Raw genomic sequence first — 23,778 nt, 5'->3', positions numbered from 1 at the left:
AACGCCAAGCCGGTTAATCCGTAGAAAAAAGATCAACTTCCTGAGAAAGATAAAAGCCATTATTTAGTTGAGTAAGTTGGTCTTCAGAAAAGTTAGCTGGCGTATATTCATTAGAGGGTTTATCCCCACCCAACAAGCCCATACATTGGTAGGCGGCTGCTACTAATTCACTACAAAACAACGACGATAAATCTTCTTGGTTTTCACCAAAAGGCCCCTGCCAGCCAGCGCGTGCTAACTCCCAAAAGCTTTGTTCGTAATGCCGACCTTTTAAGCGCTCTAGTAAGCTCATGAGTTCAGCAATTGCTACATCTGCTAACTCGCCACCCATCAGTTGGCGAACTGAAATACTGCCAAAGTGTTTTTTCACTCTTTCATGTAAAGCTACCACTTGCACCCCATTGCTGAGTTGCTGGCTATAGAGACATTGCTCGCCAGTGCCGGGAACCGCTTCCCACATGGTCGTAAAGTCGTATTGGTCTAACTGCAATACCATACCCACGTGGCTCCACTTACTAAACGTGCCGTAACGAATAATGTCACTGCTTAAGCCTTTACCCGAAAAAAAGACTAAATCCCCAGTTTTTAGCCGCTTAGCTAATTGCTGCCGCTCCAGCATATTCCATGCTCTCCAAATCATCCTTAATGCAGATTTATATGATAAAAATAAAAAGCCTGCAATGATGCAGGCTTAAATCAATAAATCTAAAGGTGGAGCTAACTAAATACTCATTAAGTGCGGCGACGCAACGCCAAACCCAATAAACCACACAACATAATTGCTAGGCTTGCTGGTTCACTGACTTGTGCCGCTAACGGGATATTGTTAAAACGAACCAATAAGGTTTCTTGAAAACTGCCGTTTGGTAAGCGTTCGATAGGGTTACCGTAGTCACAGTGGCTATATCTATTATCGAAGTATTGCGCTGCACATTTATCATCAACGCTAAACAAGCTTTTGGCTGGAATATTGGCAAATTCCTCTACACTGGCAAAACGCCAAATGCTTACACCTAAAGCTGCATTTAAGGCATCATCGTAAAGCCCGCCTGCATATTCCCAGTTATCGACTAACTGGCTACAGCCACCTGAACAAGGTGAAGCCCATACCCAATCAAAAATGTCGCTGGTTACAATCACATCTTCCAAAGGATCTAGTGCGATCACCGTGGCTGCTGATTGTTGAGAAAACACCATGCTTAATAAAAGCATGCTCGATATTGTTATTTTTTGTAATAATTTCACTTTCCGCTTTCCTTGCTATTTTGGTCATTGCCCGCGCAGGGATGCAAAAAATAGTCCTATATATCAACACCTTTAATTACAAAGACTTAAATCTAAAAGCAATAATCTAATGTTGATATATGTAAAAATAGCTGACACTAAAATGTAAACCTAACTAAACAAAATGCTTATTAATCAATAATTAATAGTTCAACTGTTGAAAAAAATACCGCTTAAGGTGAACGGGCACCTAAATGTGATGTAAGTCACTCTTTGTTCAACTTGCTTAGTTATCGTTCGCTGTTAAGCCCTGCTGCATAATTTGTGACACCAAGTTAAAACGGCTAGCCAATTGCTGATAACGACGCTGCACTAGGTAAATGGTCTCATCTACTGGCTTAGCTAAGTGATGAATGGCTATTTTACTGGGCTCAGCAAAAGCGGCCACGGCATGGGCTGGTAATACTGTGAAACCTAAGCCTCGAGACACTGGTTCTAAGATCAGGGAAATTTGGTTTGAGAAGCCTTGAAGTCTAAATTGCTCAAGTTGTTCAAACTCGGGATAGTTAGCCGACAACAACAAATTTGCATGATGAGCACCATCTGGATGATCAATGTAACCTAAGTTTTGTAAGACTTGCCAGTTGGGCTTATTACAACTGGCTGGGGTCACCAGCAGTAGTGCTTCTTTGGCAAAAACTTGTGCGCTTAACTCACTCAACTGCGAAGGGCGGGTAATAAAGCCTAAGTCTAACTGGCGTTCTGCCAATAGCTGCTCAATTCGTGCGTTAGGCGCAAACTGATAGTCAAATACTAACTTAGGATGCTGCTGTTGTAAGTCCAATAAACTGGGGTATAGCTTTAAACCTAAGCTGCCGGGGCTGGCAATTCTACATAAGCCAGTATGTGGATCATCTTGCTTTAGGCTCACCTCTAATCCACTCAGTTGGGCCAGAGTTACCTGCGCTTGCTGATAGACCTTGTGGCCCGCTTCCGTTAAGTTGAAGCTTTTGCCTTCTCTTTGCAGCAAAGGCGTTTGAAAATGATCTTCCAGTTTACGTATTTGTTGGCTAACACCTGGCTGTGTCATCGCCAGCTTCTCGGCCGTTCGGGTAAAATGCCCTGTCTCAACCAACGTACAATAGGTTTGCAACCAGTCTAAATTAATCATAATAAAATCTTATCAATTTAATAATTAAAGATAATTTAATGTTTTTATTATGCCGCACTAAACTTAAACCATCAAATCACTGGTGGAGCTAGACATGCAGTTAACTAACAACCCTTACCCACGTACTTTTTCGCACATTGGTATTTCAGTGCCAGACTTAGAAGCCGCTGTAAAATTTTATACCGAAGTATTGGGTTGGTACCTAATTATGGAACCGACCGAAATTACAGAAGACGATAGTGCGATTGGTGAAATGTGTACCGACGTATTTGGCAGTGGTTGGCAAAGATTCCGTATTGCCCACCTATCTACGGGTGATCGTATCGGTGTTGAGCTGTTTGAATTCAACAATCAAGAAAACCCTGAAGACAACTTTGAATACTGGAAAACCGGTATCTTTCACTTCTGTGTACAAGATCCAAATGTAGAAGAATTGGCCGAGAAAATTGTTGCTGCGGGCGGTAAAAAACGCATGAAAGCACCACGTTTCTATTACCCAGGTGAGAAGCCTTACCGCATGATTTATATGGAAGACCCGTTTGGTAACATCTTAGAAATTTATAGCCATAGCTATGAGTTAAACTATGCCGCAGGCGCTTACAAATAAGTGAACTTGAATCGACTAAGGCCTTATCTTCTTGATTAAGGCTTTTTTATAGCGCGAAGATAAACAGCAACATCGCCATCGCTGACGCCACCGTTCGTAGATGATTCCAGGCAGTCCACGACTGCAGGTAAGTCCGCCAATATTGCGCATCTTCGGTACTCACAGCGGTCTGGCTAGAAATAAGCGCTAGAGCCTTATTACGAGGTACGTTAGCCAAAGCGGTAACAGCAAAACAGCCTATTAAGTAACTTAAGCTCGCCGCAACTGCGTAATAATTAATGTTTACGGCAAGCGTAAATTGCCAAATAAGGCTTGCTAGGCTTAACAGCGCACTCCCGATAAACACCATAAAAAAGCCAGGGTTTAGCACGGTAACATTAATACTTTGCATTGCCGCTAAACCCTGCTCATTGGTTAGTCTTGCTAAAGCTGGCATCACAAAGTTGGAGAAAGCAAAAAAGATCCCAGCTACTACGCCGCTAGTTATTGCTGCTAACAACAGCAAAAAGTATTCTCCGTTTGTCATGTTCTTCCCTTAGCTGTTTGCTTTAAACTGACACCCTAGGCCACCAATTTTAAGCCAATCACACTCAAGCACACTAGGCTCATCATCAACCATTGTTTAGTGCTTGGTTTCTCCCCCAATAGCCATAAACCCAACACCATACTAAATACCATCATCGTGCTTAATATTGCCGCAGCAATGGCCAGCGGGCCGAGAGTCATCGCTAATGCGTAGCACCCCGTGCCGATCACTGTAGGTGACGCATAAATAAGAATCTGTTTAAAGTGGGTAAAACTAATGCCTTGAAAACCGTTGTTTACGGTAAACAAACCGCGGCCAAATGCCATTAACATGGCCATGACCCCAATCATCACCTCCCAAGCATAACCCACTAAAAAAGGATGACTAGAACGCGACATACTGGCCACCAATATCAAGGCGCAAGACATTAACGCGCCGTAACCGGCACTCGCCAATATTCCCACTAACGGTTTGTATTGAAGGGAAGCCTGCAGCGCAACGTGTTTAGCTCGCCGAGCTTGGCTAGCGCCCAATAGCAACACTGCCACCAAGGTCAATCCGCCCACTAACCATTGCTGAGCACTTAAGCGTTCATCAAGAAAAACTTGCCCCAGCAAGGCCACAAATAACGCGGTGAATGCCATAGATAAGGCGCTAGCAATGCCAACAGGTAAACGCACAAAGGCAATGGCATTCGCCCAATTACCTAGGGCAGCCAAACTCGCCGCCAAGACTAAATATCCCGTTTGACCAACAAAATCTGCATAAGCCGAGCGCGGTACTAATAACAATAAAGGCGACATGCTAATTAATAAACTTAGCCCGCGATAGGCTACTGCGCTAAGTGGGTCTGACTGGCGATATACTTTGGCCATTAATACGCCTTGCAAGGCGTAAGCGAAGGTGGCGCTTAAGGCAATAATAAAAAACACTATGGCACTCAGTTGTTAATGTTAGCTAAAGCCTACGCAACTCGCTTAGCCGCAACAAGGCTTTAAACAAGCATCAACATGGCGCAACTAAAAATCATTATGAATAGTGTTAGCGAGTTGCGTACTCGCGCTAACTTTATTGCAATAAATTGCTGGTTTGCTCCTGCTTGGCTAAATACTGCTTTAAATAATCAATCAGTAAACGCAGCTTTTTAGAGCTAGTGGCCCCTTTTGGAAATACGCAGTAAACATCAATATCTTGCAACTGATAATCACTCATCAATACTTCTAAATTGCCCGTTTTAATCTTTGGCAATGCATCATATAAGGGCACCCGCCCTAAACCGTGCCCACCTTCAATAAAAGCGGTTCTGGCTGCTGCATTATTGGTGCTAATACCACCCTTGGTTTTGATACTAAAAGACCGAGACCCCTTAGTTAGCTGCAAAGTATTAGAGCCTGCGGTATAAATGACCCATTGATGGGCGTCTAAATCTGCTGGCTGCTGGGGGCGCCCCTGTTTGTTCAAATAATCAGGCGAGCCACATAAGCAGGTCTTTAAAGTCGTGAGTTTGGACGCTTGTAAACCAGAGTCTTCTAGTTCGGCGCCGCGAATGGCTAAATCAAAACCATCTTGAATGACGTTTACCACCTCATCACTTAATACCAGTTCAATGTTGATTTTGGGGTACAAAGCTCGAAATAGATTAAGTGCAGGCACAATGGTTTGCAGGCCCGCATTGACCGGGCAAGAAATTTTAAGCGAACCTTCAGGCTCTTGTTTAATGTTTTCCATTTGCTGGTTAGCAGCTTTAGCTTGCTCAGCAATATTGTGGCATCGCTGATAATACTGCTCACCCGCTTCGGTTAAATGCAAACTGCGGGTAGAGCGGTTAAGCAAACTCACACCTAAATGCTGCTCCAGCTTTTTAACGTGGTAGCTCACTACTGCTCGAGTAATGCCTATTTGCTTAGCTGCAGCACTAAAGCTGCCCTGCTCCACCACTTGGGCAAACACCACCATGCTTTTCAATTGCTCAAAAGAAACGCTCACATCAAACCCTCACCAACTACATCAGCTGCATTGTATCAATTATTCTACCAATCATGTCTATTTAATCTGCATTGTCGCATTCAAACTTGGGGTCTACACTGCTTCCATCGCTACCGTATTTGGCGGTAGCCAATCAGCTAAAAGCAAATTAAGGAATAAACAGATGAGCGCAGCAAAAAAGATTTTGATGGTACTAACTTCTCACGATCAACTGGGTAATACCGAACACAAGACAGGCTTTTGGGTAGAAGAATTTGCCGCCCCTTACTACGTGTTTTTAGATGCTGGTTCAGAAATTACTTTAGCTTCTCCAAATGGTGGCCAACCACCGATTGACCCAAGCAGCGAACTTGCAGATTTTCAAACCGACGCAACACGCCGCTTCGACAACGACGATGCTGCCAAGCAACAGCTTGCAACCACCCTAAAGTTAGCAGACCTTGATGCGAGCGATTACGACGCAGTATTCTACCCTGGCGGTCATGGCCCGTTGTGGGATTTAACCGACAACCCACAATCTATCGCTTTGCTTGAAAGCTTTATCCAGCAAAACAAACCGGTTTCTGCAGTATGTCACGCTACCGCTGCACTGCTTAACGTTAAACAAGCTGACGGCCAATTACTAGTTAAAGGCAAGGCTGTAACGGGTTTTACTAACAGCGAAGAAGCCGCCGTGCAACTCACCGAAGTTGTACCATTTTTGCTGGAAGACGAATTGAAGGCTCGTGGGGCTGATTACCAATCCGTTGCCGACTGGAGCCCATTTGCGGTACAAGATGGTTTAATGATTACCGGACAAAACCCGGCCTCGTCGGAAATGGCAGCAGAAAAATTACTGCAACAGTTCGCCTAATTTCCCTCTCACCTTTTTAAGGAATTATGATGTTGAACTTTTCGTTTCAAAACACCACCCAGATTCATTTTGGTGAAGGACAAATAGCGTCTCTAAGCCAAGAGGTTCCCGCTAACGCTAAGGTGCTCGTCACCTACGGCGGTGGCTCAATCAAAAGTAACGGGGTCTACGACCAAGTTGCTAAAGCCTTAGAGAATCATCAATGGTCTGAGTTTTCTGGCATTGAACCTAATCCAAGTTACGACACCTTAATGCGCGCGGTTGAGCAAATAAAGGCTGAAGGCTTAGACTACATTCTGGCAGTAGGCGGTGGTTCAGTGATTGATGGCAGTAAGTTTATTGCCGCAGCTGCTGAGTATAAAGGTGACGACCCATGGGACATTATTGCCAAACAACACCCAGTTGAATCAGCGCTGCCTTTGGGGGCGGTGTTAACTCTGCCAGCAACAGGCTCAGAGACTAACCCTGCCGCGGTAGTAACGCGCGATGGTACTAAGTTGCCTTTTTACGCCTTAGCGGTGCGACCAAAGTTTGCGGTACTAGATCCTAGTGTGACTTTAAGTTTATCACCTCGCCAAGTAAGCAATGGTGTAGTTGATGCTTTTGTCCACGTGATGGAGCAATACCTTACCTACCCAGTAAACGCAAAAATTCAAGACCGTTTTGCTGAAGGGATTTTGCTAACGTTGATTGAAGAAGGGCCAAAAGCACTCGTCGCTGAAACCTCTCAAGATCTAGAAGTACGCGCTAACATTATGTGGGCAGCCACCATGGCTTTAAATGGCCTAATTGGCGCAGGCGTGCCGCAAGACTGGTCTAGCCATATGTTAGGCCATGAGCTTACCGCCGCCTACGGCGTAGACCACGCGCGCAGTTTATCTATCACCTTACCAGCAGTGATGAAGATTCGTCGTGAAGCCAAAGCCGACAAATTACTGCAATATGCCGAGCGTATTTGGGGCATAAACGAAGGCGACAGCGAACAACGCATCAACGACGCAATTGCCGCTACCGAAGCGTTCTTCCGCAGCATGCAAGTACCAGTGAGATTAAGCGATATTGATTTAGGCGCTAGCGACGTAGAAGTATTGTTGAGCAAGTTGGAACAACACCAAATGGTAGCCTTGGGCGAAGACAAGCAAACGACCTTAGAGGTTAGCCGCAACATTCTTAACGCGGCTTTATAAAAACAATCCTCATCACTTAAAAACAGGGCGCTAGCGCCCTGTTTTTTTTGTATTTATTAATCGGTTTAAAGCGTTTTAAGATACTCAATCATCGCGTCACATTGCTCTGCAGTAAACGCCGTCCCTATCGCACCAGTCACTTGATTCAAATAATGTTTTTTCGGATCGTATTGGTCGGAAAAGTGGTGGCCACTATTGTGATTGCCCGGTATCGATGTATCCAACACAAAGTAACCGTCTTGCGTGTATTTCTGCCCGCGTTTAAGGGTAAGCTTTGCCTCTTCTGCAAAACCTTTCGGCTGCAACAAACCCACGTTTATCGAGTCAAAAGCAATATTGCCCATTTGTAGGTATTTAGCGCGCTGACCACCTTCCGGGCAGAGCAAATCTCGCAATGTAGCCACTGACCCATTGTGTAAAAAAGGCGCGGTGGCCCATACCCCATTTAGTGGGCGAGCTTTATATCCTGAAGTTGCGCGAATGCAGTTTGGTCGGCCACCTTCAAACTTGGCTTGTAACGCAGGATCATTCAATCCATTTTGCTTAAACCAAGCATCAATGGTTTGCTGCACAATTGCCCCCAACGCAAGGCCAAACAGTATATTGCCGCCGTCTTTAACGGGCAGATCCACCAGCGTTGTTAGCGAGAGCTCTTGCCCTAAAGGCCCGCGGTATGCCCCGTGTTCGCCATAGGCAAATTGGTCAGTTTGTTGCGCCGCATAGAGCTGATTAGGATCTTCACCACAGATCACTTGGTCAATACCTAAACCGGGAATAACCTCACCAGCGGGTACATTTGCCACGCCAGCAGTGCCCAAGGTTCGCCGCGCTAATACATCTGCCTGCGCAGAATCTGTCCCCACTTGCGACAGTTGAATCAAATTAAGCTTTAATACTTTTTCTTTGGTTTCTCGCGGCACACCTTGATGCTGATAAACAATGGGAGAAAAGTATTGTTCCTGCCATATCTGCTCCGTATTTAAGGCAGGAAGATGACAGCCCTGACACTTTGATTGATACAAAGAAGCACCAAGCTCAGCCTTTGCTTTATCAATTGCGCCAAACTCCCACTTGGGCCCTTGCAAGCCAGAGAATCCATCAATCGGATTAGGCTGACTCCCCCCTAAAAAATCTTCTAACCACACTAAGTTTTGCATAGGAATCGACGAGGAGAAACGCTGGTCATCAAGCGAACTTTGCATATCGACATAGGCGTTAACGCCCATGGCTTCACCCGCATTCCTAATCAACGGCCCCATGATGGAAGCATCGTATTGCACCCAATCAAACCAAGACGCAGTCCATAAATGGGGATAGTTAACCGGCGCATTGATGGCGTGGTAATTATCGCGACGATTCACATTTTCGGAGAACACTTGGTTGCCAATGCGATTTAGTGCATCCAAGCGCATAAAACCTTCATCAACATCAATAATATCGGTATTCCCAGCACTGGCACTAACGATACTGGCCAACTCATCGGCTAAATTGAGTTTAGTTGCAGGGCTGTATGCGGGGCCTAATACGCGACGAGCGAAGCGATCAAAACGTCCATCAAAAAAGGGAATTTTACTCGACAGCGCGGTTTGGCCAAGCGCCGCGGCAAGTGTGCTGGTTAACAAGGTTAAATCGGTAGTCGCTGGCGCCCCATCAATCACGTACTCAACCTTATGCTCACCTTCACCGTGGATAAAATGCCCGGTGTGGCAAGCTGCGCAGGTAAAGCCGACTCCTACAGTTCGTGTGGGGTAACCCGGCAAAGTAATTGAGTCAGAGCGCGCAAAACCAATAGGTAAACCATCGGGGTTAAACTTGTCTGCTTCAGAGCGAATAAAACCAAAACGAAGTAAAAACTCATTGGCGGTAAATAAGCCCTTGTCGGAGAAACTGTTGAGAAGCAAAAAAGACCAGATAGAGCTACTGGGTTGCTCTAACTCAACAAACCAGTGATAGGGAATAGGAATGGTGCGTGTGCCTTGAGAGATATGATGATATTTCTTGGCATCTTCACTCACATACTTCCCTTTGCTTCCCCAATTTTGATCAGGCCAATATTGCTCAAGCCAAGAGCCGTCACGATGAGTAACTTGTAATTCGGGTAAATGAGGCGGGGTTAAGGTATCTACAATGCTTTTCACTTTGTCGCTGCTTAACACTGCCAGAACAAAGATAAACACAACAATAATAGCGGCAACAATAAAACGAATAATCCACTGACGAGTAATAGCAGGGGCAACAACACTCATGACCTGATTCCTTTCTTCCTTGAAGGGCTCTAGTCCATAAACCATAGAAGATTTAACTTAATATTGTAAGCTTAATAAGCGCAGTGTCAGTATTTGCTACTTTCGTTGTGTAACGCTGCTTGCACAGCGCTACCGCAACCTTAGCATTTCAACAACTCAGATAAGGCTTGGCTCACCAGCTCCAAAGTCACGCGTTAACGAGTAATGCGTTTTTTGAGCGCAAAAAAAGATTGAGTTTTGCTGTACTTCTCACTGCTCCGCTTGGCCTGAGTACCACTTTGCCAAAATGCTTTATTTCCCTCGGCATACGCTTGAGCACGGGTAATCCCTATGTCGCGTAACAGCTCATCACTTAAGCCTAATAATGCTTGGCGACTGCGGCGGCGTGCGCGATACAGAGCGAGACATTTAACTAGACGACGAATACTCAAATTTACTTTGTTTAACACCAACATTGGCTTGCTCCTTATTCCGTTAACGGCCTAAACAGCTTAAATTTTGTGCAAGCAAGCGTACAGATTCAGAATAACAATGTTTTAGCATGACAGACGCGCCAAAAGTGCATCTGTCATGCTTGGTCTAGGTTGATCTGTACTGCTTAATTTGGTTTTTTTCCAATCTGTATTTTGATGTGTTATTACTGAGGGATATTGCGGCTAAGGATGCGCCCATGACACTGTATGAACAATTTGCCCAAGAACTGAAAGATCAAATCAATCAAGCTTATTACCCTGTGGGACAAAAGCTGCCTTCAATTCGTGAAATGAGCAAAACGCGAGGGGTAAGTATTTCAACGGTACAAGAAAGCTACCGACTGTTAGAAGATGCAGGCTTCGTGCGCAGCAAGCTAAAATCTGGTTATTATGTTCAGCAACCGCCTAATACCTCACTACTACTAGAAACCAGCCAACCAGAACAACGGCCAGTCCCTATTGATAATTGGCAAGCAGTGTTAGACCTAACCATGAACGAAAGCAACAGCCACTTTTTAGCCTTGGGCCGTGGTTCGCCAGACACCGAATTTGCCAGCTTAAAACCCTTACAAAAACTGCTAATCGACAGTGTTAAATATCAAAGCAAGCAGGTATTTAGTTGTTCCAAAGGGAATGGGTTATTTGCCTTAAGAGTACAAATTGCCCGCTTAATGCAACACTCAGGCTGTCATATTCACCCCGACAATATTCAAATAACAGCAGGCTGCCAAGAAGCCCTATCATTGAGCTTAAAAGCGCTCACCCAGCCTGGCGACATTGTTGCGATAGACTCACCCAATTTTTATGGCTGCATGCAAGCGATTCAGTCTAATCAGCTTAAAGTACTAGAAATACCCACTCATCCGGAAACAGGCATTAGCCTGCCAGCACTAGAGCTAGCGTTAGAGCAATGGCCAATTAAGGTGCTACAGCTTATTCCTACCTCTAATAACCCTTTGGGTTATGTGATGCCTGAAAAGAACAAGCTCAAACTTTTGAAGATGGCAGAACAATACGATTTTGCCATCATCGAAGATGACATACTCGGTGATGGTTTTTACCAAACGCCGCGGCCGCGTAGCTTAAAATCTTACGATACCCAAGAGCGTGTGTTGTTTTGCTCATCCTTTTCTAAAACCATTGCGCCAGGCCTTCGAGTTGGCTGGGTGGCACCTGGGCGTTACGGGCAGTTACTTACTCACTTAAAATTTATCACCTCGCTGGGGGCGAATAGTTTGCCTCTGCTAGCGGTGGCCGACTTTATTGAGCAAGGTTATTACGAGAAACACTTAAGGTTGTCTAAGCAGCAATATCAGGCGCGGCGAGATCTTATGTTGCACTGGGTACAACGCTATTTTCCTAACGGCAGTAAAATGAGCTTCCCTAAAGGTGGGTTCTTTTTATGGGTAGAGCTACCTGAGCAGATAAACTGTTTAGAGCTAAACGACAACTTAAAGCCGTTTCATATTGGTATTGCGGCGGGCAGTTTGTTTTCGGCGGCGGGAAAATATAAAAACTGTTTGCGATTAAGTTATGCCAACCCTCCTAGCGAACGGATTGAGCAAGCCATTAAGCTTATTGGCGAGCAAGCCAAAATATTGCTTAAGCAGGCAACAACGCGAGGTTAAAGGGCTTAACCTCGCTGCGCATAGCTTACAGTTTTTTCCACTGTAACTTAGTGCATTTGCCGTTTTCGTCGTGTACACGACAAGCGAAACGGTAACCATCTTTCACTAAGCTTTTGTGGTAAAACTCGGCGTTTTTGTCGAATTCACTTAAGGCCGGTTTACTACTAGGTTCCTCTGCCGCAACTAGCGGTAAACTTACACTTAACGCCATTACTACTGCTGATGCACTCACTAAAACACTGCGCATGATTTTCCTCTTACAATTATTGATAAATCCAATTTCTGCGGTTTTATACCATCTAATTGAATCAGTTCAATCTACGAAAAATCATCCTAAGGCCTCATAAAGACTAGCAAAAACAAAAAGAAAGACGTTACCACTTTATTCTTTGCCTGTTTAAATTAACTATTTAGCGATATATATAAATGACATCGATTTCAACAGCGGCAAATTTTTTATTAAAAAACAGGTTTAAGTGACTACTATTTAATCAAAAAAGCTTGATCTCAAAAAAATCGAACAAAAAACAATTAAATCATATAAAACAAAAGCTTAGATGAATTTAAACAAGTAAACGTTTTCAGAGGGGTAGTCATAAATAAATACTTAGCAATATTTGTACAGTAATCACTATAAGCATTAACAAAAATACAGAAATTATAAATCTAAGTAATCACTTATTAATTAATCCTGCCTATTTAGGGCTTCTCAATTTGACAAGATCTTAGTCTTAATATAATTTTTCAAGCACTTAAAATGGAATTGAATGTTATTTAGTGGCTTACGCGACTAAATACCTAAGGTAATAATGAATTTAAAGCATATTGTAAGTGCCACACTGGTATTGCTAAGCGCAAACACCAGCCTCGCGGCAGAAACCTTCGATGAATCAGAGTTACCCGCCCTTAAAAACTATGCCTTTGCTGCGTGCATGTACCATATTCAAGCCAAAATTGAGCCTACACCAAGCATTACGCTCAATGGTTTAAGGGAAGAAATGGACGTGTTTTACCAATACAGCGTATTACCCACTAACTTTTTTGAAACCGTGTATGCCCAAGTAGAACTAGGCACCCAAAACATTCCGCCTTCTGGCTCTATTCGTTACTGTATTAGCTGGTTACAAGAAGACAAAGTTGAAGGTGTGGTTGCCTCTTTAGCTAAGTAAAGAAGCCCACTATAATTTTCTGGCAGTTGCGCTGCACACATCGCATAATCGATTTAACTTACCGAATGGGAAACAGTGCAATGCAACGCGCCTTAGTAACAGGTTTACACGGTCGACTCGCCCCTTACTTAAAAAAAGCCTTACTGGCTAAGGGCATTGAAGTATTCGGTTTTGATCGCCAACAGCTCGACATTAATAACCGTGACCAGCAAATCGCTTATATTCGGGCTAACCGAATAGACACTATCTTCCATCTAGCCACCGGCTCAGAAGATTGGCTAGCCATGCTGGCAGGCATTGCTTTAGAGCTAAAGATAAACATACTGTTTACCAGCACCGAGAGTGTATTTAATCCCAACAGCATTGGCCCTTTTTCGCCAGACCACCCAGCAGATGCCGACAACGAATACGGTCGCTACAAAATAGTGTGCGAGCAAGCCGCGCTGCAAGCCAACCCACATACCATTATTGCCCGCTTAGGCTGGCAAATGTTCGACACCTTTGAACAAGACAACCTACTCACCCATGTTAGAGATATGCATAATCAGAAAGGCTATTTAGAAGCCAGCACTGAATGGCTGCCCGCAGTGGCCTATGTTGAGCACAGCATGGCATGTTTGCTTCAGTTAGCTGAACAAGGCCAAGCTGGGGTTTACCATGTAGGTGGTAATGAGCAGGGCTTGTCGTTTTATCAATTGGTGCAGTTAATTAATCAAAAGTACCAACTAGAATGGGACATTCGGCCAGGAAATACACCTTCGCGTGACGGCAGAATTATTGACTCACGAGTCCCCTGTAGCAGCATTACCGATCAACTAAACAGTTAATCTCCCAGACTATTTTGCTTTATTTGCTAGCACATTTAAGCTTCTAAATATGCTAGCATCAGCTGCCTAATTGTCGTTATTTATAGAGTTGTTATGTCTCAACGTTCACTCAAAGTCATCGTAGGTTCTCGCAACCCCGTTAAAGTACGCGCGGTAGCTAAGGCACTAGCCTTGTATTACCCAGATGCCGAGATTGATTGCCAAGGTATTGATGCGCCCTCGCAAGTGCCCGAGCAACCCATGACCACTCAGCAAACGCGTGACGGTGCAGTAAATCGTTTACGCTACTGCCAACAGCAACAACATGCAGACATTTACGCAGCGATAGAGGGCGGCGTTGATATGTTTGAAGATGGCCCCGCTACCTTTGCGTTTGTTGCCATAGCCAATAGCCAACAAACCGCTGTGGGCCGCGGTGCTAACATGCCCTTGCCTGCTAGTGTTTACCAAGCACTTGAGCAAGGCGAAGAACTTGGCCCACTTATGGATAAGTTATTTAATACACATAACATTAAGCAAAAAGGCGGCGCCATTGGCCTACTCACCAACGGCTTAGCCACCCGCGAAGACAACTACGTACACGCCTTAACGCTGGCCTTAGTAAAGTTTGCGCATGCTGATTTATTTGCGAGGTAAGGCAAAAGAACGCAGTATGCGGCGCTTACTTCGCTGCCAGCAACATCCCAATAAACCGCTAGCCAACAACACGCCCGATAACGGCTCCGATACGTCTACCGGTTTATTGATTGAAGCGGGTTTAAAATCGACTAAATACATCAAGTCGTCGTAATCATCATCCCCCAACATATCAGGTTCAAAAAAACCAAAGGGAAGATCTTCCCAGCCAATTAAATACGCGTTGGAGAAGGTGTATTCAATAATACCGTCACCGAGATCTAAATAGCGTGATTGTCCGTTAAGCTCAGGAATAGCAAACGTCATAGTATGATCCCAGCCTCCGTTTAACTGATTTTCTGAATAAAAAGTAGAATATGTTACCGGGCCGCTTTGTTCTAAATACCAACCAAACTCACCCATTATGTCTAGGCTTACCCCCGCAAAAGGCTGGTTAGCTGAACCGTCCCCCATAAACCCATAATGTGGATTAGAAGGCAAAATGGCCGTTTTTTCTTGGCCAACGCCTACATCGGTATAAATACCAAGCGTATTATGGTTACCTGCTGTTAACCCCACTAACGCGACGCTTTGCGAGCCTTCGCCCACAAATAATTGATCGTTAGCCACGAAGCGATTATCTAACTCAGCATTACTTTGGTAGCGAGTACCAAGCAACATATTCATGGCATCAAAAAGATCAGGGACACCATCATTGTGATCCCTAGCTGTCGGTATTACATTCACATCATGGTGATAATAATCATTGTCTACATTGCTACTATATGGGGTAGCCTGCCCACTAAAGTGCAGCAGTGCTAGCGCCGCGATTGTGATTCTCATATTGATTCCCGCATGTTTACATTTATGTTGTTTTTATTTTCTTTAAGCGAGCGAATAGTAACCACACAAATTAAAAGGACAAATACAAGCTGAACAAAATGTGAGCTAGATATTAAATAACTCAATTAAGAGAAAGGGAGTGAGAGACGGCGAAGGTTTAGCTCCTTTACTGCTCTGCTCGGCTATATAAGTTGACAATCGTTCACAATTCTATAAAGTGGCGGCCATTAGAAAATCAGTCTATTTTTTGAACTCCGCATTAGCTTGCCTTCAATTAAGCTTCGTTCCGTCGTTTTAAATTCCAGCTTGTTTTTCCAATCTTGCCCTCAGGCAATTATTACTTTGCTTGTCATAGTGCTGTCATAAAACCAGCTTATAAGTCAGGCAAACACCGTGATGAGTGAACCCCAGATTGTAGCGTTCATCATCACACCTTATTTTAGCGACTCGATAAACGAGCGCATTGGCCTAAAAACCTTGAGAGTTATATCTGAACTGCATTAAAAGAACATTTCATGATTTCCCTAGAGCAAGGTTATTGGCCCGATTAACAGAGAACAATAACTATGAGTAAACACTCACGCTCTAATGAGCAACAATATGCCAACCCCATTCCTGATCGCGACGCCATCATTGCGCTGCTCGATCAACAAGGAAAACCGCTTAATCGCGAACAACTTGCCGCAGCCCTAAACCTAAGCTCAGAAGAAGACTTAGAAGCATTGCGCCGCCGCTTAATTGCCATGAGCCGCGACGGCCAGCTACATAGCGACCGCAAACGCAATTACTGGCCAGTAGACGACAGCGAATACTTAGTAGGCCGCGTAATTGGTCACCGCGAAGGCTTTGGCTTTTTAAAATGCGAAGGCTACGACACCGACTTTGTATTGCATAGCTCGCAAATGAGCAAAGTATTTGATGGCGACATCATTCAAGCTTTGCCAAATGGTTTTAACAACCGTGGTCGTGAAGAAGCGCGCGTGGTTAAAATTATTGAGAAGAATACTCAACACATTATTGGTCGTTTTGTAGAGCAAGATGGCCGCTACAGTGTTCAGCCCGACAACCAACGCATTACCCAAACTATTGATGTACCTGCGGCGCAAACCCTTGGTGCCAGCAACGGCCAATACGTGAGTGCCGAGCTCATCAGCTACCCGCACAAGCGTGATAACGCCATTGCCCACATTAGTGAAGTAATTGGCGACCCTAATGCACCGGGTATGGAAATCAATGTTGCGATTCGCACCCATCAAATTCCTTTTGAATGGCCAGAAGAAGCACTGGCTCAAGCGGCTAAATTAGCCCCAGAAGTGGCCGAACAAGACAAGCTGCATCGAGTGGATTTACGCGATACGCCGTTTGTTACCATTGACGGCGAAGACGCCAAAGACTTTGATGATGCAGTTTATTGCGAAGCAAGCACAAACGGTGGCTGGCGTTTATCGGTAGCCATTGCCGATGTCTCTCATTACATTCAGCCAGAAACCGCCTTAGATATTGAAGCGCAAAAACGCGGCACCTCGGTGTACTTTCCTGGCCACGTAGTGCCAATGCTACCCGAAGCCATTTCAAATGGTTTGTGTTCGCTTAACCCTCAGGTTGACCGTTTAGTGATGGTTTGCGAAATGAACATTGATGCCCAAGGCCAGCTGGCCAGTTACCAGTTTTGCGAAGCGGTGATTCACTCACATGCCCGCCTCACCTACACCCAAGTGGGCGCAATGTTAGAGCAAGCCAACTCAGCGCAAGGCCAACAGCTGTGTAAAGAGTTTGCCAAGGTACTGCCACACCTACAAGACTTACACCGTTTGTATGGCGTATTGAAACAGGCGCGTGAACTGCGCGGTGCCATTGATTTCGAAACCCAAGAAACCCGCTTTGAATTTAATAGCGAACGTAAGATTGAGCAGATTGTTCCGCTAGTACGTAACGACGCCCACAAACTGATTGAAGAATGTATGTTGTGCGCCAACGTTGCCACGGCACGTTTCTTAGAACAGCTAAAAATTCCGGCTTTATACCGGGTACACCAAGGCCCTAAAGAGAAAAAACTCAAGGGTTTGCGTAGCTTTTTAGCCGAACTAGGTTTGAACTTAGGCGGTGGCGACAAACCTACGCCAGCCGACTACAACAAGCTACTTAGCAGTATTGGCGAGCGAGAAGACGCCAGCATTATTCAAACGGTGATGCTGCGCTCTATGAGCCAAGCTATTTACACCCCAGAAAACGAAGGCCACTTTGGCTTAGCATTTGATGCTTACGCTCACTTTACCTCGCCAATTCGCCGCTACCCAGACTTACTGGTACACCGTGCTATTCGCTCGATTATTCGCAGTAAAGAAAGCGGCAGCATTTTTAAGCGCACCTTTAAATCATTAAGCGGTAAAGGCCTAGACCCGGTTCGCCGCGTAAACGGCGCTGCGCCTCTTAAGCTTGCAAACAGTTACCCATACGGCCCAGAGCAAATGTTAATGCTGGCCGACCACTGTTCTTTAGTGGCTCGCCGCGCCGACACCGCCAGTTGGGACGTAGATGCTTGGCTTAAATGTGAATACATGCAAGACCAAGTGGGCGAAAGATTCCAAGGCATTGTAAGCGGCGTAAACAACTTTGGTTTGTATGTAGAACTAAAAGATATGGCAGTAGAAGGCGTGGTGCACATCTCGTCACTGGCTGGCGACTTTTATAACTTCGACGCAAACAAACAACGCTTAATTGGCGAAAACAGCCGCAAGAGCTTTGGCATTGGCCATGTAATTGAGGTGAAAGTAGCCCGCGTAGATATGGAACAACGCAAAATTGAGTTAGTGCCAAGTGATATCGCCAGCGCGAGCAACTTCAGTAAACCCAAGAAAAAAGCCAAAGCTAAAAGCAAAGCTAAGAAAGTCGCTTAAAGGCTTTATCTCACTAAGGCTAGAAATGGCCTTAGTGAGAGCTTTCTCTGCGCTATCAAGTCATAAGGCAGTATTAACGCCCTGTAAATGGGCAGGTGCAGTGGCTCCACCGCGTCTTGGCACTTGTCCCCGCGAGGAGCAAAACGACAAGCACTAGTATGATTTATTTGTTATACGTACCTTGCCATATTCAGCCACAAGATCCTTAGCCCTTCCCTCTTGAAGCATCCAATAAACCTGCACTGTGTACATTGGCAATAAACAAATTAGGAACAAAATTAAACTGGCTTTTTGTATCTGAAAAAGAGGGCCTGCTACATACCAGACAAGGTATAGAGCGCATGTAATCACAAACATCTGGAAATAAGCGTGGGATTTGGCAGTCTGGTGGTTTACAGCGGCTATATTGTGTCGACTTTCTTTCAAGAATCGTTTGTATTTGTATCTACGACCTCTGAAAAATTTGCGCAGGCCTTTACCGGCTCTCATTCTTAAATGCAAAAAAGCCATTGGAGCAAATTTAAGTAACAAGCCAAAGAAAACTCCAGTGAACCACCAAGCTGGATCATTTAGATTTGTTAGTATTTTTTCCATGTTATCCATCTAGTCCATGTACGTATAACGCCCGCCTCAGCAGCAGAAAAAACTGGCTCTTGTTAGCGTTAAGTTTAGAAAGGAATACTTTTATCGTATTTTTGAGGTGCTGGAGCTTGAGTTTTCTTATTTGCTTTAAGGAGCAAGTCCTCATTTTCTAGTAAATAATCTATACCATCAGCTGATATCGAGAACGCAAAATATTCACTGTCATTGTACTCATGATCTATTGCAATATTCTTATCTAGAAATCCTAATCTTTCGAGCTTAATTGCCGCCAAACTCAAAATTCCTTGCTCAATATCATTTAGGTCATTAAATGTACTCCAAACAGATACACCATCTGGAGAACTAGCATAACTTTCAAGCACTTTTGCTAATAAACGATGCTCTACATCCCCTAGCTTGTAGTCATACCCAACCTTTCTACGAGCAGTTTTTTGAATATCTAGCTCTTGAGAAAGCAAACCTAAACTTGCTACTTCCTTTTTAATGAGCACGCAAGGATGATTTACAGCGGCTTCCAAATTTCTATCAGACCTTTCACCATTATAATCTGCAGGAGTAAGCCCTAAAAGATCTGTAGGAAAATGTAGATCAGTATCTCTAGGCTTAACAATGAAGCACCTTTCTTTCCCCAGTGTTCCAACAAAAAGGCCAAGCTCAAAGACTACATTATCTCGTACGATATGCTTTTGTTGATCTCGGATTTGGGCAATATCATCAGGCGTAAATATAAAAATAGCAAAATCAACTGACTCTGCCATTTTGACTAAGGAGTCAATGGTATTCTGTGAAAGATTGAAACCATGTTTCCAAACTGTTACTTCAGCCTGGTGATCTAGGTTCACATTGAACGCATCTGCTACATCAAGGCTTTCGACCGCTGAAGCAATAAAAATTCTGGGTTTTCTCATTTCAATTTCACTTCCTTACTTATTCGAACGATGCACAGCACTAACGCCTTTGTAACCGGAAAATTTAAAGTGTAGATTTCTCGTGATAAAGTGGTCCAGCCACCACAAAAAGTCGCGCTTTAAAATTGTCCGAGTTCACAAACTTGTTAGCTCATTCCACCATCATCTTTTCCCACTGATACTGGCAATAGCCACACTTACCTTCATTGTATTGATCTTCAAGACCTAAAACCTCACCACAACGCTCACAGCTTGTGTATTCCATTTGATAGCCGCATACGACACAGCAACCTTCGCTTAGGATAAAAGTACTTTTGCCACATTCAAGACAGCGGTCATAGGGTGATTGTTCGCCATCCTTTGCGGCGCTATAAGCCTCGCCAGCCAAAGAGTCATCTATACATTGCTCTACTACATCATCAAAGGAGAAATCGTGATTACACGATTTGCAGTTTAAGTTAATGGTAGGGTAATTATCGTCATGATAAGGAGCCTGTATTAATGATGAATGGCATTGTTCACAACGTAAATGATCTAGTGATCCCTTTACTGAGTCATATTTCCAGTCAATGGAATCAATTGATTCTTTACATGCTTTTTCTTCAGCTGAATATACGTCACTTACCTCAAGCAACGTCGACCATGATTGACTTCCAAGTGTTTCCTGAGGGTCTTTATCCAAATACTCACTAAGAAAATCTCTTATCAAAAGAAATGACTTTGCTACAATTTCTCTAACAGCATCAGGAGACATTGCGGTGTAGTAGTGCTCTAGATCATTACGCAATTTGTTTATTTCATCGAATCGCGTCCAATCAACAGTAACTTTTAGACTTTTAAACCTTTCCTTTATTGACTGAACATCAACGGTTTTATGACCTTTCCCTTCAAAGACAATTTCGCCACCGTCGTTTTGAACAGGTCGAATATTCTGCTTGATTAATAGCTCTTTATTATCATCAGGTGACAATTGACAAAGCTTCTCTTTATAGAGCAAAAGAATGCCCGCAGAAATATTTCTAACAGCTGAAACGCTTCTTCTGTCATCGTCACTTTCATAGTCTTCAATTCCAATCTGGATCGAGTCTATGGCGTTTTGAATAATGCTCAAGTTTCCTCCTAAAAGCTAACAGTTAACTGTTAACTTAAAGGAAAACCGCCTTTTTTAAACAAGCCAATTTTCCTCTTTCACGCATTTAATGAAAACCAGACTATCACCTTTTCTAAACCTCACCATCCATCCAGATCAAAAAAAATAACAAAAATATCAGCACGGAATAATGCGAGTTCTTGGAGAAAGAAGGCATCGTGAAAGGTAATAGTAAGTTTGCTTTGGCAAGTGCAATAAATTACGTAACTTGAAGTATATTTTCATCATTGATCTGGCTCTTATTCTGCCGGTTTTTCACTACCTTGCAGGCCAAGCTCTTGGCAAACTGATGCTGAAGATGATTAGCAACGCTTGGAGCACTTAATGCTAAACCGCAGCCCTCAGATTGGATTACTTGTACTACTCAGTAGCAGCTTATTCGCCTGTGGCGGAGGCGGTGTTAGCCCTCAATCGGAGCAGCCTAGCCAGCCAGAAGCCATTACTTGGCAACTCTCGTGGAGTGATGAGTTTAGCGGCAGCCAGCTGGATCTGAATAAGTGGGCCTTTGATATGGGCAATGGCTTTATGCTCAACGACCAGTATATTTCAGGTTGGGGAAACAACGAGCTGCAAGCCTATACCAACAACGCCGCCAATGTGCGACTCAACGGCAATGGCCAACTTATTATTCAAGCCTTAGTCGAAGGCAGTAGCGACCAATACGGTAATTACAATTACAGCTCTGCGCGCTTAAAAACTCAGGGATTATTTGCCCAAGCCTATGGTCGATTTGAAGCCCGTATTAAATTGCCAATTGGCCAAGGGTTATGGCCGGCTTTTTGGTTAATGCCGCAAGACAATGTATATGGCTCGTGGGCGGCCTCGGGCGAAATAGACATTATGGAAGCGCGTGGTAGCAACCCTTCGCAAGTAAATGGCACCATTCACTATGGCGCACAATGGCCAAATAATACCTACTCGGAACGCCACTACCTGTTTACCGACAGCGATATTAGCGAGTTTCATGTTTACCGAATCGATTGGACGCCTCAGGGCATATATTGGTACGTAGATGACGAGTTGTATGCTAGCCAAAGTTCTTGGTATACCCAAGACCAAGCCTTCCCCGCTCCCTTCGACCAAGATTTTTACATCATTATGAATTTGGCGGTAGGCGGCAATTACGATGGTAACCCACAATCTAATCAGATATTCCCCGCCCAAATGGAAGTGGATTATATACGGGTATGCGAAGCGCTTAACTAAAGTTAGCGCTCCGCCTCAGCTTATTGCTAACACTCTGTAGCTGATTGTTTATGGATGGAAGAAGGCTGATATTTGGCTGAGAAATTGTGCTGAGATGCCATTCCAATAGCGCCAAGTGTGGCCGCCTTCTGCTGTGGTGTAAGTAAATTCAGCCTTATGGTTTTCTAGCTGCTCCACCAAGCGCTGATTGCTTTGAAAACTGGTATGGTCATCTTCACCGCAATATAGGTACAAGGCTGGCTGCATAGTAAAATTCTGCCAAGTAAAATCACGGTAAATGCTCATATCAAAGTAGCCGCTCAAAGGCACCGATAAACCAAACTGCTCGGGGTATTTATGCGCTAAATAAAACGCCCCTGCCCCGCCCATAGACACGCCACTAATTGCACTATTTTGTGCACCTGGTTTAACTCGGTATTGCTCTCGAATACTCGGTAGCAGCTCTTGCATAATGAGCTGCTCGTATTCGCCAGTGTAATAGCTCTGTTCGCCAGAAGGCATTAGCAATATGAAAGGTTTAATCGCTTGTTTGGCAATTAAGTTGTCCATAAGGTGCTGGGCTTTGCCGTCCACCAGCCACTGCTGGTAATTACTGCCATAGCCGTGCAACAGCACCACTAATGGGTAGCGTTGCTCGTTAGCATGGTAATTGGGCGGCAGATAAACCGCATAAGGGCTGGCTTTGTTAAGCGCGCTGCTGGCAAAGGTTGCATCAACTATCTCGCCATGAGCAATTTCTGGGTTTGCGCTAAGCAGCGGCGACTCTTCGCCAATCACCAATACTGAGTTAAATCCGCCTCTGCTGTCATATACCGCGCGCTCGTTGTTTTCATCGGCTATCCAATTGCCGTCTATCACAAACTTGTACTGCCAAGCCCCCGGCGCTAAATATAAGGTAATTGACCAGCTACCATCGTCATTCGCCTTCATTTGAAATACATCGGGACGCCAGTCGCTCATTTCACCGGCTAAATACACCTGCTCAGCCTGTTTAGCCATTACCGTAAAGGTATGTGCGGTGGTGTTTTCTGCCGGAGAAAGCAGTGGGTGTGGTGGCGTTAAATCAAACTCGCCAAGCTCGGCGCTGGCAGCTTCTTGCTCAGGCAATATTCGCCCTTTTACAGTGGTTGAGCCGGAACAATAATAAGCGCTGTTGAACCACTCCCACAGATAAGAGCCAGTAACCTTCCCATCGAGTATTTCAACTGTAGCCGAAACGTGACTTAATTCCCCACCATCAATCCGAACACTAGGTGCAGACCAAGTGATTTGCTGGCCATTAATATCACCTGTTACGCCACTATCAATACTCAGCTTGCATTGCTGTTGCTCCACTACAAATACTTGCTTTAGCTGTTTGCCAAAGCCATTGCAATCACTGTTATCAACCTCTAAAAAAAGCTCCCAAGTGCCGGCGTAATTAGCGCAAGCTAATTCACTCTGTTCAGAAGCATTGCTGTTGGAAGAACTGCTGCAAGCCCCCACCAATAACACACTTAAAAGAGGTAGGGCTAATGCCAATAAGCTATGTCGTTTCATCTCAATCCTTAAGTTCCACTCATCCGTGATCACTAATAAACGCTTTAAATTTAATCACATACAAACACAGCACTATTGATAATAAAAGTAATTGCGACAAGTGCTGTGATAATAGGCACA

At 44.4% G+C, this 23,778-nt stretch carries 23 protein-coding genes; 9 read left to right on the top strand and 14 right to left on the bottom strand.

What is annotated here, in order from left to right:
- Nucleotides 1-13 precede the first annotated feature (13 nt).
- From Q4592_RS03440 to Q4592_RS03430, 3 genes are all read right to left on the bottom strand, one after another.
- Entirely contained in the window at nt 14-640 is a 627-nt protein-coding gene (locus tag Q4592_RS03440; RefSeq protein WP_303509793.1) for a YiiX/YebB-like N1pC/P60 family cysteine hydrolase, read from the bottom strand.
- A gap of 92 nt (nt 641-732) precedes the next feature.
- Entirely contained in the window at nt 733-1,245 is a 513-nt protein-coding gene (locus Q4592_RS03435) for a PEP-CTERM sorting domain-containing protein (RefSeq protein ID WP_303509791.1), read from the bottom strand.
- Between the two features lie 265 nt (nt 1,246-1,510).
- Nucleotides 1,511-2,395, bottom strand: coding sequence for a LysR family transcriptional regulator (locus Q4592_RS03430; RefSeq protein ID WP_303509789.1), 885 nt, complete (start codon nt 2,393-2,395; stop codon nt 1,511-1,513).
- A gap of 94 nt (nt 2,396-2,489) precedes the next feature.
- Here Q4592_RS03430 and Q4592_RS03425 point away from each other — a divergent pair, with 94 nt between their 5' ends.
- Nucleotides 2,490-3,002, top strand: coding sequence for a lactoylglutathione lyase family protein (locus Q4592_RS03425; protein WP_303509788.1), 513 nt, complete (start codon nt 2,490-2,492; stop codon nt 3,000-3,002).
- A 46-nt stretch (nt 3,003-3,048) separates the two neighbouring features.
- On the opposite strand, the gene Q4592_RS03420 is transcribed toward Q4592_RS03425, so the two are convergent.
- The 3 genes from Q4592_RS03420 to Q4592_RS03410 all read right to left on the bottom strand — a co-directional run bounded on the left by Q4592_RS03420 (nt 3,049) and on the right by Q4592_RS03410 (nt 5,514).
- A complete protein-coding gene (locus Q4592_RS03420; protein WP_303509786.1) occupies nt 3,049-3,528 on the bottom strand; it encodes a DUF1772 domain-containing protein in 480 nt (159 codons plus the stop codon).
- A 35-nt stretch (nt 3,529-3,563) separates the two neighbouring features.
- Nucleotides 3,564-4,460, bottom strand: a complete 897-nt coding sequence (locus Q4592_RS03415; RefSeq protein ID WP_303509784.1) for a DMT family transporter — start codon at nt 4,458-4,460, stop codon at nt 3,564-3,566.
- 136 nt (nt 4,461-4,596) lie between these two features.
- Nucleotides 4,597-5,514 carry a LysR family transcriptional regulator gene (locus Q4592_RS03410; protein WP_303509781.1) on the bottom strand — a complete coding sequence of 306 codons (918 nt, stop codon included), beginning with the start codon at nt 5,512-5,514 and terminating at the stop codon, nt 4,597-4,599.
- Nucleotides 5,515-5,677: 163 nt separating this feature from the next.
- On the opposite strand from Q4592_RS03410, the gene Q4592_RS03405 reads away from it, so the two are divergent.
- The gene (locus tag Q4592_RS03405; RefSeq protein ID WP_137672065.1) at nt 5,678-6,367 is read left to right on the top strand and encodes a type 1 glutamine amidotransferase domain-containing protein; all 690 of its coding nucleotides are present in this window, start codon (nt 5,678-5,680) and stop codon (nt 6,365-6,367) included.
- Nucleotides 6,368-6,396: 29 nt separating this feature from the next.
- The gene (locus tag Q4592_RS03400; protein WP_303510244.1) at nt 6,397-7,554 is read left to right on the top strand and encodes an iron-containing alcohol dehydrogenase; all 1,158 of its coding nucleotides are present in this window, start codon (nt 6,397-6,399) and stop codon (nt 7,552-7,554) included.
- A 65-nt stretch (nt 7,555-7,619) separates the two neighbouring features.
- Here the strand turns inward: Q4592_RS03400 and Q4592_RS03395 are convergent, their stop codons facing one another.
- On the bottom strand, nt 7,620-9,800 hold the full coding sequence (locus Q4592_RS03395) for a di-heme-cytochrome C peroxidase (protein ID WP_303509775.1): 2,181 nt from the start codon (nt 9,798-9,800) through the stop codon (nt 7,620-7,622).
- Nucleotides 9,801-9,994: 194 nt separating this feature from the next.
- Nucleotides 9,995-10,255 (bottom strand): DUF1127 domain-containing protein, encoded by a 261-nt coding sequence (locus tag Q4592_RS03390; protein WP_303509772.1) that lies wholly within the window; start codon nt 10,253-10,255, stop codon nt 9,995-9,997.
- 215 nt (nt 10,256-10,470) lie between these two features.
- Here Q4592_RS03390 and Q4592_RS03385 point away from each other — a divergent pair, with 215 nt between their 5' ends.
- Nucleotides 10,471-11,901, top strand: coding sequence for a PLP-dependent aminotransferase family protein (locus tag Q4592_RS03385; protein ID WP_303509769.1), 1,431 nt, complete (start codon nt 10,471-10,473; stop codon nt 11,899-11,901).
- Between the two features lie 25 nt (nt 11,902-11,926).
- Here the strand turns inward: Q4592_RS03385 and Q4592_RS03380 are convergent, their stop codons facing one another.
- Nucleotides 11,927-12,148: a hypothetical protein gene (locus Q4592_RS03380; protein ID WP_303509766.1), complete on the bottom strand. Its 222-nt coding sequence runs from the start codon at nt 12,146-12,148 to the stop codon at nt 11,927-11,929.
- 562 nt (nt 12,149-12,710) lie between these two features.
- Here Q4592_RS03380 and Q4592_RS03375 point away from each other — a divergent pair.
- The 3 genes from Q4592_RS03375 (at nt 12,711) to yjjX (ending at nt 14,533) form a co-directional block, all read left to right on the top strand.
- A complete protein-coding gene (locus tag Q4592_RS03375) occupies nt 12,711-13,070 on the top strand; it encodes a hypothetical protein (protein ID WP_303509764.1) in 360 nt (119 codons plus the stop codon).
- A gap of 80 nt (nt 13,071-13,150) precedes the next feature.
- Nucleotides 13,151-13,897 (top strand): sugar nucleotide-binding protein, encoded by a 747-nt coding sequence (locus Q4592_RS03370; protein ID WP_303509761.1) that lies wholly within the window; start codon nt 13,151-13,153, stop codon nt 13,895-13,897.
- 93 nt (nt 13,898-13,990) lie between these two features.
- A complete protein-coding gene (gene yjjX / locus Q4592_RS03365; RefSeq protein WP_303509759.1) occupies nt 13,991-14,533 on the top strand; it encodes an inosine/xanthosine triphosphatase in 543 nt (180 codons plus the stop codon).
- Here the strand turns inward: yjjX and Q4592_RS03360 are convergent.
- Nucleotides 14,519-15,355: a hypothetical protein gene (locus tag Q4592_RS03360; protein WP_303509757.1), complete on the bottom strand. Its 837-nt coding sequence runs from the start codon at nt 15,353-15,355 to the stop codon at nt 14,519-14,521. The genes yjjX and Q4592_RS03360 overlap by 15 nt on opposite strands.
- Before the next feature lie 566 nt (nt 15,356-15,921).
- Here Q4592_RS03360 and rnr point away from each other — a divergent pair.
- The gene (gene rnr / locus Q4592_RS03355; protein ID WP_303509754.1) at nt 15,922-18,252 is read left to right on the top strand and encodes a ribonuclease R; all 2,331 of its coding nucleotides are present in this window, start codon (nt 15,922-15,924) and stop codon (nt 18,250-18,252) included.
- Nucleotides 18,253-18,405: 153 nt separating this feature from the next.
- Here rnr and Q4592_RS03350 read toward each other — a convergent pair whose 3' ends face one another.
- The 3 genes from Q4592_RS03350 to Q4592_RS03340 form a co-directional block, all read right to left on the bottom strand.
- Nucleotides 18,406-18,846, bottom strand: coding sequence for a hypothetical protein (locus Q4592_RS03350; RefSeq protein WP_303509751.1), 441 nt, complete (start codon nt 18,844-18,846; stop codon nt 18,406-18,408).
- A 74-nt stretch (nt 18,847-18,920) separates the two neighbouring features.
- Nucleotides 18,921-19,763, bottom strand: a complete 843-nt coding sequence (locus tag Q4592_RS03345; RefSeq protein WP_303509747.1) for a nucleotide-binding protein — start codon at nt 19,761-19,763, stop codon at nt 18,921-18,923.
- A gap of 151 nt (nt 19,764-19,914) precedes the next feature.
- Nucleotides 19,915-20,874, bottom strand: coding sequence for a hypothetical protein (locus Q4592_RS03340; RefSeq protein ID WP_303509744.1), 960 nt, complete (start codon nt 20,872-20,874; stop codon nt 19,915-19,917).
- A gap of 363 nt (nt 20,875-21,237) precedes the next feature.
- On the opposite strand from Q4592_RS03340, the gene Q4592_RS03335 reads away from it, so the two are divergent.
- A complete protein-coding gene (locus Q4592_RS03335; protein ID WP_303509742.1) occupies nt 21,238-22,119 on the top strand; it encodes a glycoside hydrolase family 16 protein in 882 nt (293 codons plus the stop codon).
- A 48-nt stretch (nt 22,120-22,167) separates the two neighbouring features.
- Here the strand turns inward: Q4592_RS03335 and Q4592_RS03330 are convergent, their stop codons facing one another.
- Nucleotides 22,168-23,658: an alpha/beta hydrolase-fold protein gene (locus tag Q4592_RS03330; protein ID WP_303509739.1), complete on the bottom strand. Its 1,491-nt coding sequence runs from the start codon at nt 23,656-23,658 to the stop codon at nt 22,168-22,170.
- Nucleotides 23,659-23,778: the final 120 nt, after the last annotated feature.

The sequence above is a fragment of the Agarivorans sp. 1_MG-2023 genome, from assembly GCF_030548385.1.
In the GTDB taxonomy this organism is placed as follows: Bacteria; Pseudomonadota; Gammaproteobacteria; order Enterobacterales; family Celerinatantimonadaceae; genus Agarivorans.
This window is presented reverse-complemented; position numbering and strand designations above follow the sequence as displayed.

What these genes read in the sequence shown, in the direction of transcription:
- Q4592_RS03440 (WP_303509793.1), bottom strand. Translation starts at nt 640, where the DNA reads ATGATTTGGAGAGCATGGAATATGCTGGAGCGGCAGCAATTAGCTAAG.
- Q4592_RS03430 (WP_303509789.1), bottom strand. Translation starts at nt 2,395, where the DNA reads ATGATTAATTTAGACTGGTTGCAAACCTATTGTACGTTGGTTGAGACA.
- Q4592_RS03425 (WP_303509788.1), top strand. Translation starts at nt 2,490, where the DNA reads ATGCAGTTAACTAACAACCCTTACCCACGTACTTTTTCGCACATTGGT.
- Q4592_RS03420 (WP_303509786.1), bottom strand. Translation starts at nt 3,528, where the DNA reads ATGACAAACGGAGAATACTTTTTGCTGTTGTTAGCAGCAATAACTAGC.
- Q4592_RS03405 (WP_137672065.1), top strand. Translation starts at nt 5,678, where the DNA reads ATGAGCGCAGCAAAAAAGATTTTGATGGTACTAACTTCTCACGATCAA.
- Q4592_RS03400 (WP_303510244.1), top strand. Translation starts at nt 6,397, where the DNA reads ATGTTGAACTTTTCGTTTCAAAACACCACCCAGATTCATTTTGGTGAA.
- Q4592_RS03395 (WP_303509775.1), bottom strand. Translation starts at nt 9,800, where the DNA reads ATGAGTGTTGTTGCCCCTGCTATTACTCGTCAGTGGATTATTCGTTTT.
- Q4592_RS03390 (WP_303509772.1), bottom strand. Translation starts at nt 10,255, where the DNA reads ATGTTGGTGTTAAACAAAGTAAATTTGAGTATTCGTCGTCTAGTTAAA.
- Q4592_RS03385 (WP_303509769.1), top strand. Translation starts at nt 10,471, where the DNA reads ATGACACTGTATGAACAATTTGCCCAAGAACTGAAAGATCAAATCAAT.
- Q4592_RS03380 (WP_303509766.1), bottom strand. Translation starts at nt 12,148, where the DNA reads ATGCGCAGTGTTTTAGTGAGTGCATCAGCAGTAGTAATGGCGTTAAGT.
- Q4592_RS03375 (WP_303509764.1), top strand. Translation starts at nt 12,711, where the DNA reads ATGAATTTAAAGCATATTGTAAGTGCCACACTGGTATTGCTAAGCGCA.
- Q4592_RS03370 (WP_303509761.1), top strand. Translation starts at nt 13,151, where the DNA reads ATGCAACGCGCCTTAGTAACAGGTTTACACGGTCGACTCGCCCCTTAC.
- yjjX (WP_303509759.1), top strand. Translation starts at nt 13,991, where the DNA reads ATGTCTCAACGTTCACTCAAAGTCATCGTAGGTTCTCGCAACCCCGTT.
- Q4592_RS03360 (WP_303509757.1), bottom strand. Translation starts at nt 15,355, where the DNA reads ATGAGAATCACAATCGCGGCGCTAGCACTGCTGCACTTTAGTGGGCAG.
- rnr (WP_303509754.1), top strand. Translation starts at nt 15,922, where the DNA reads ATGAGTAAACACTCACGCTCTAATGAGCAACAATATGCCAACCCCATT.
- Q4592_RS03350 (WP_303509751.1), bottom strand. Translation starts at nt 18,846, where the DNA reads ATGGAAAAAATACTAACAAATCTAAATGATCCAGCTTGGTGGTTCACT.
- Q4592_RS03345 (WP_303509747.1), bottom strand. Translation starts at nt 19,763, where the DNA reads ATGAGAAAACCCAGAATTTTTATTGCTTCAGCGGTCGAAAGCCTTGAT.
- Q4592_RS03335 (WP_303509742.1), top strand. Translation starts at nt 21,238, where the DNA reads ATGCTAAACCGCAGCCCTCAGATTGGATTACTTGTACTACTCAGTAGC.
- Q4592_RS03330 (WP_303509739.1), bottom strand. Translation starts at nt 23,658, where the DNA reads ATGAAACGACATAGCTTATTGGCATTAGCCCTACCTCTTTTAAGTGTG.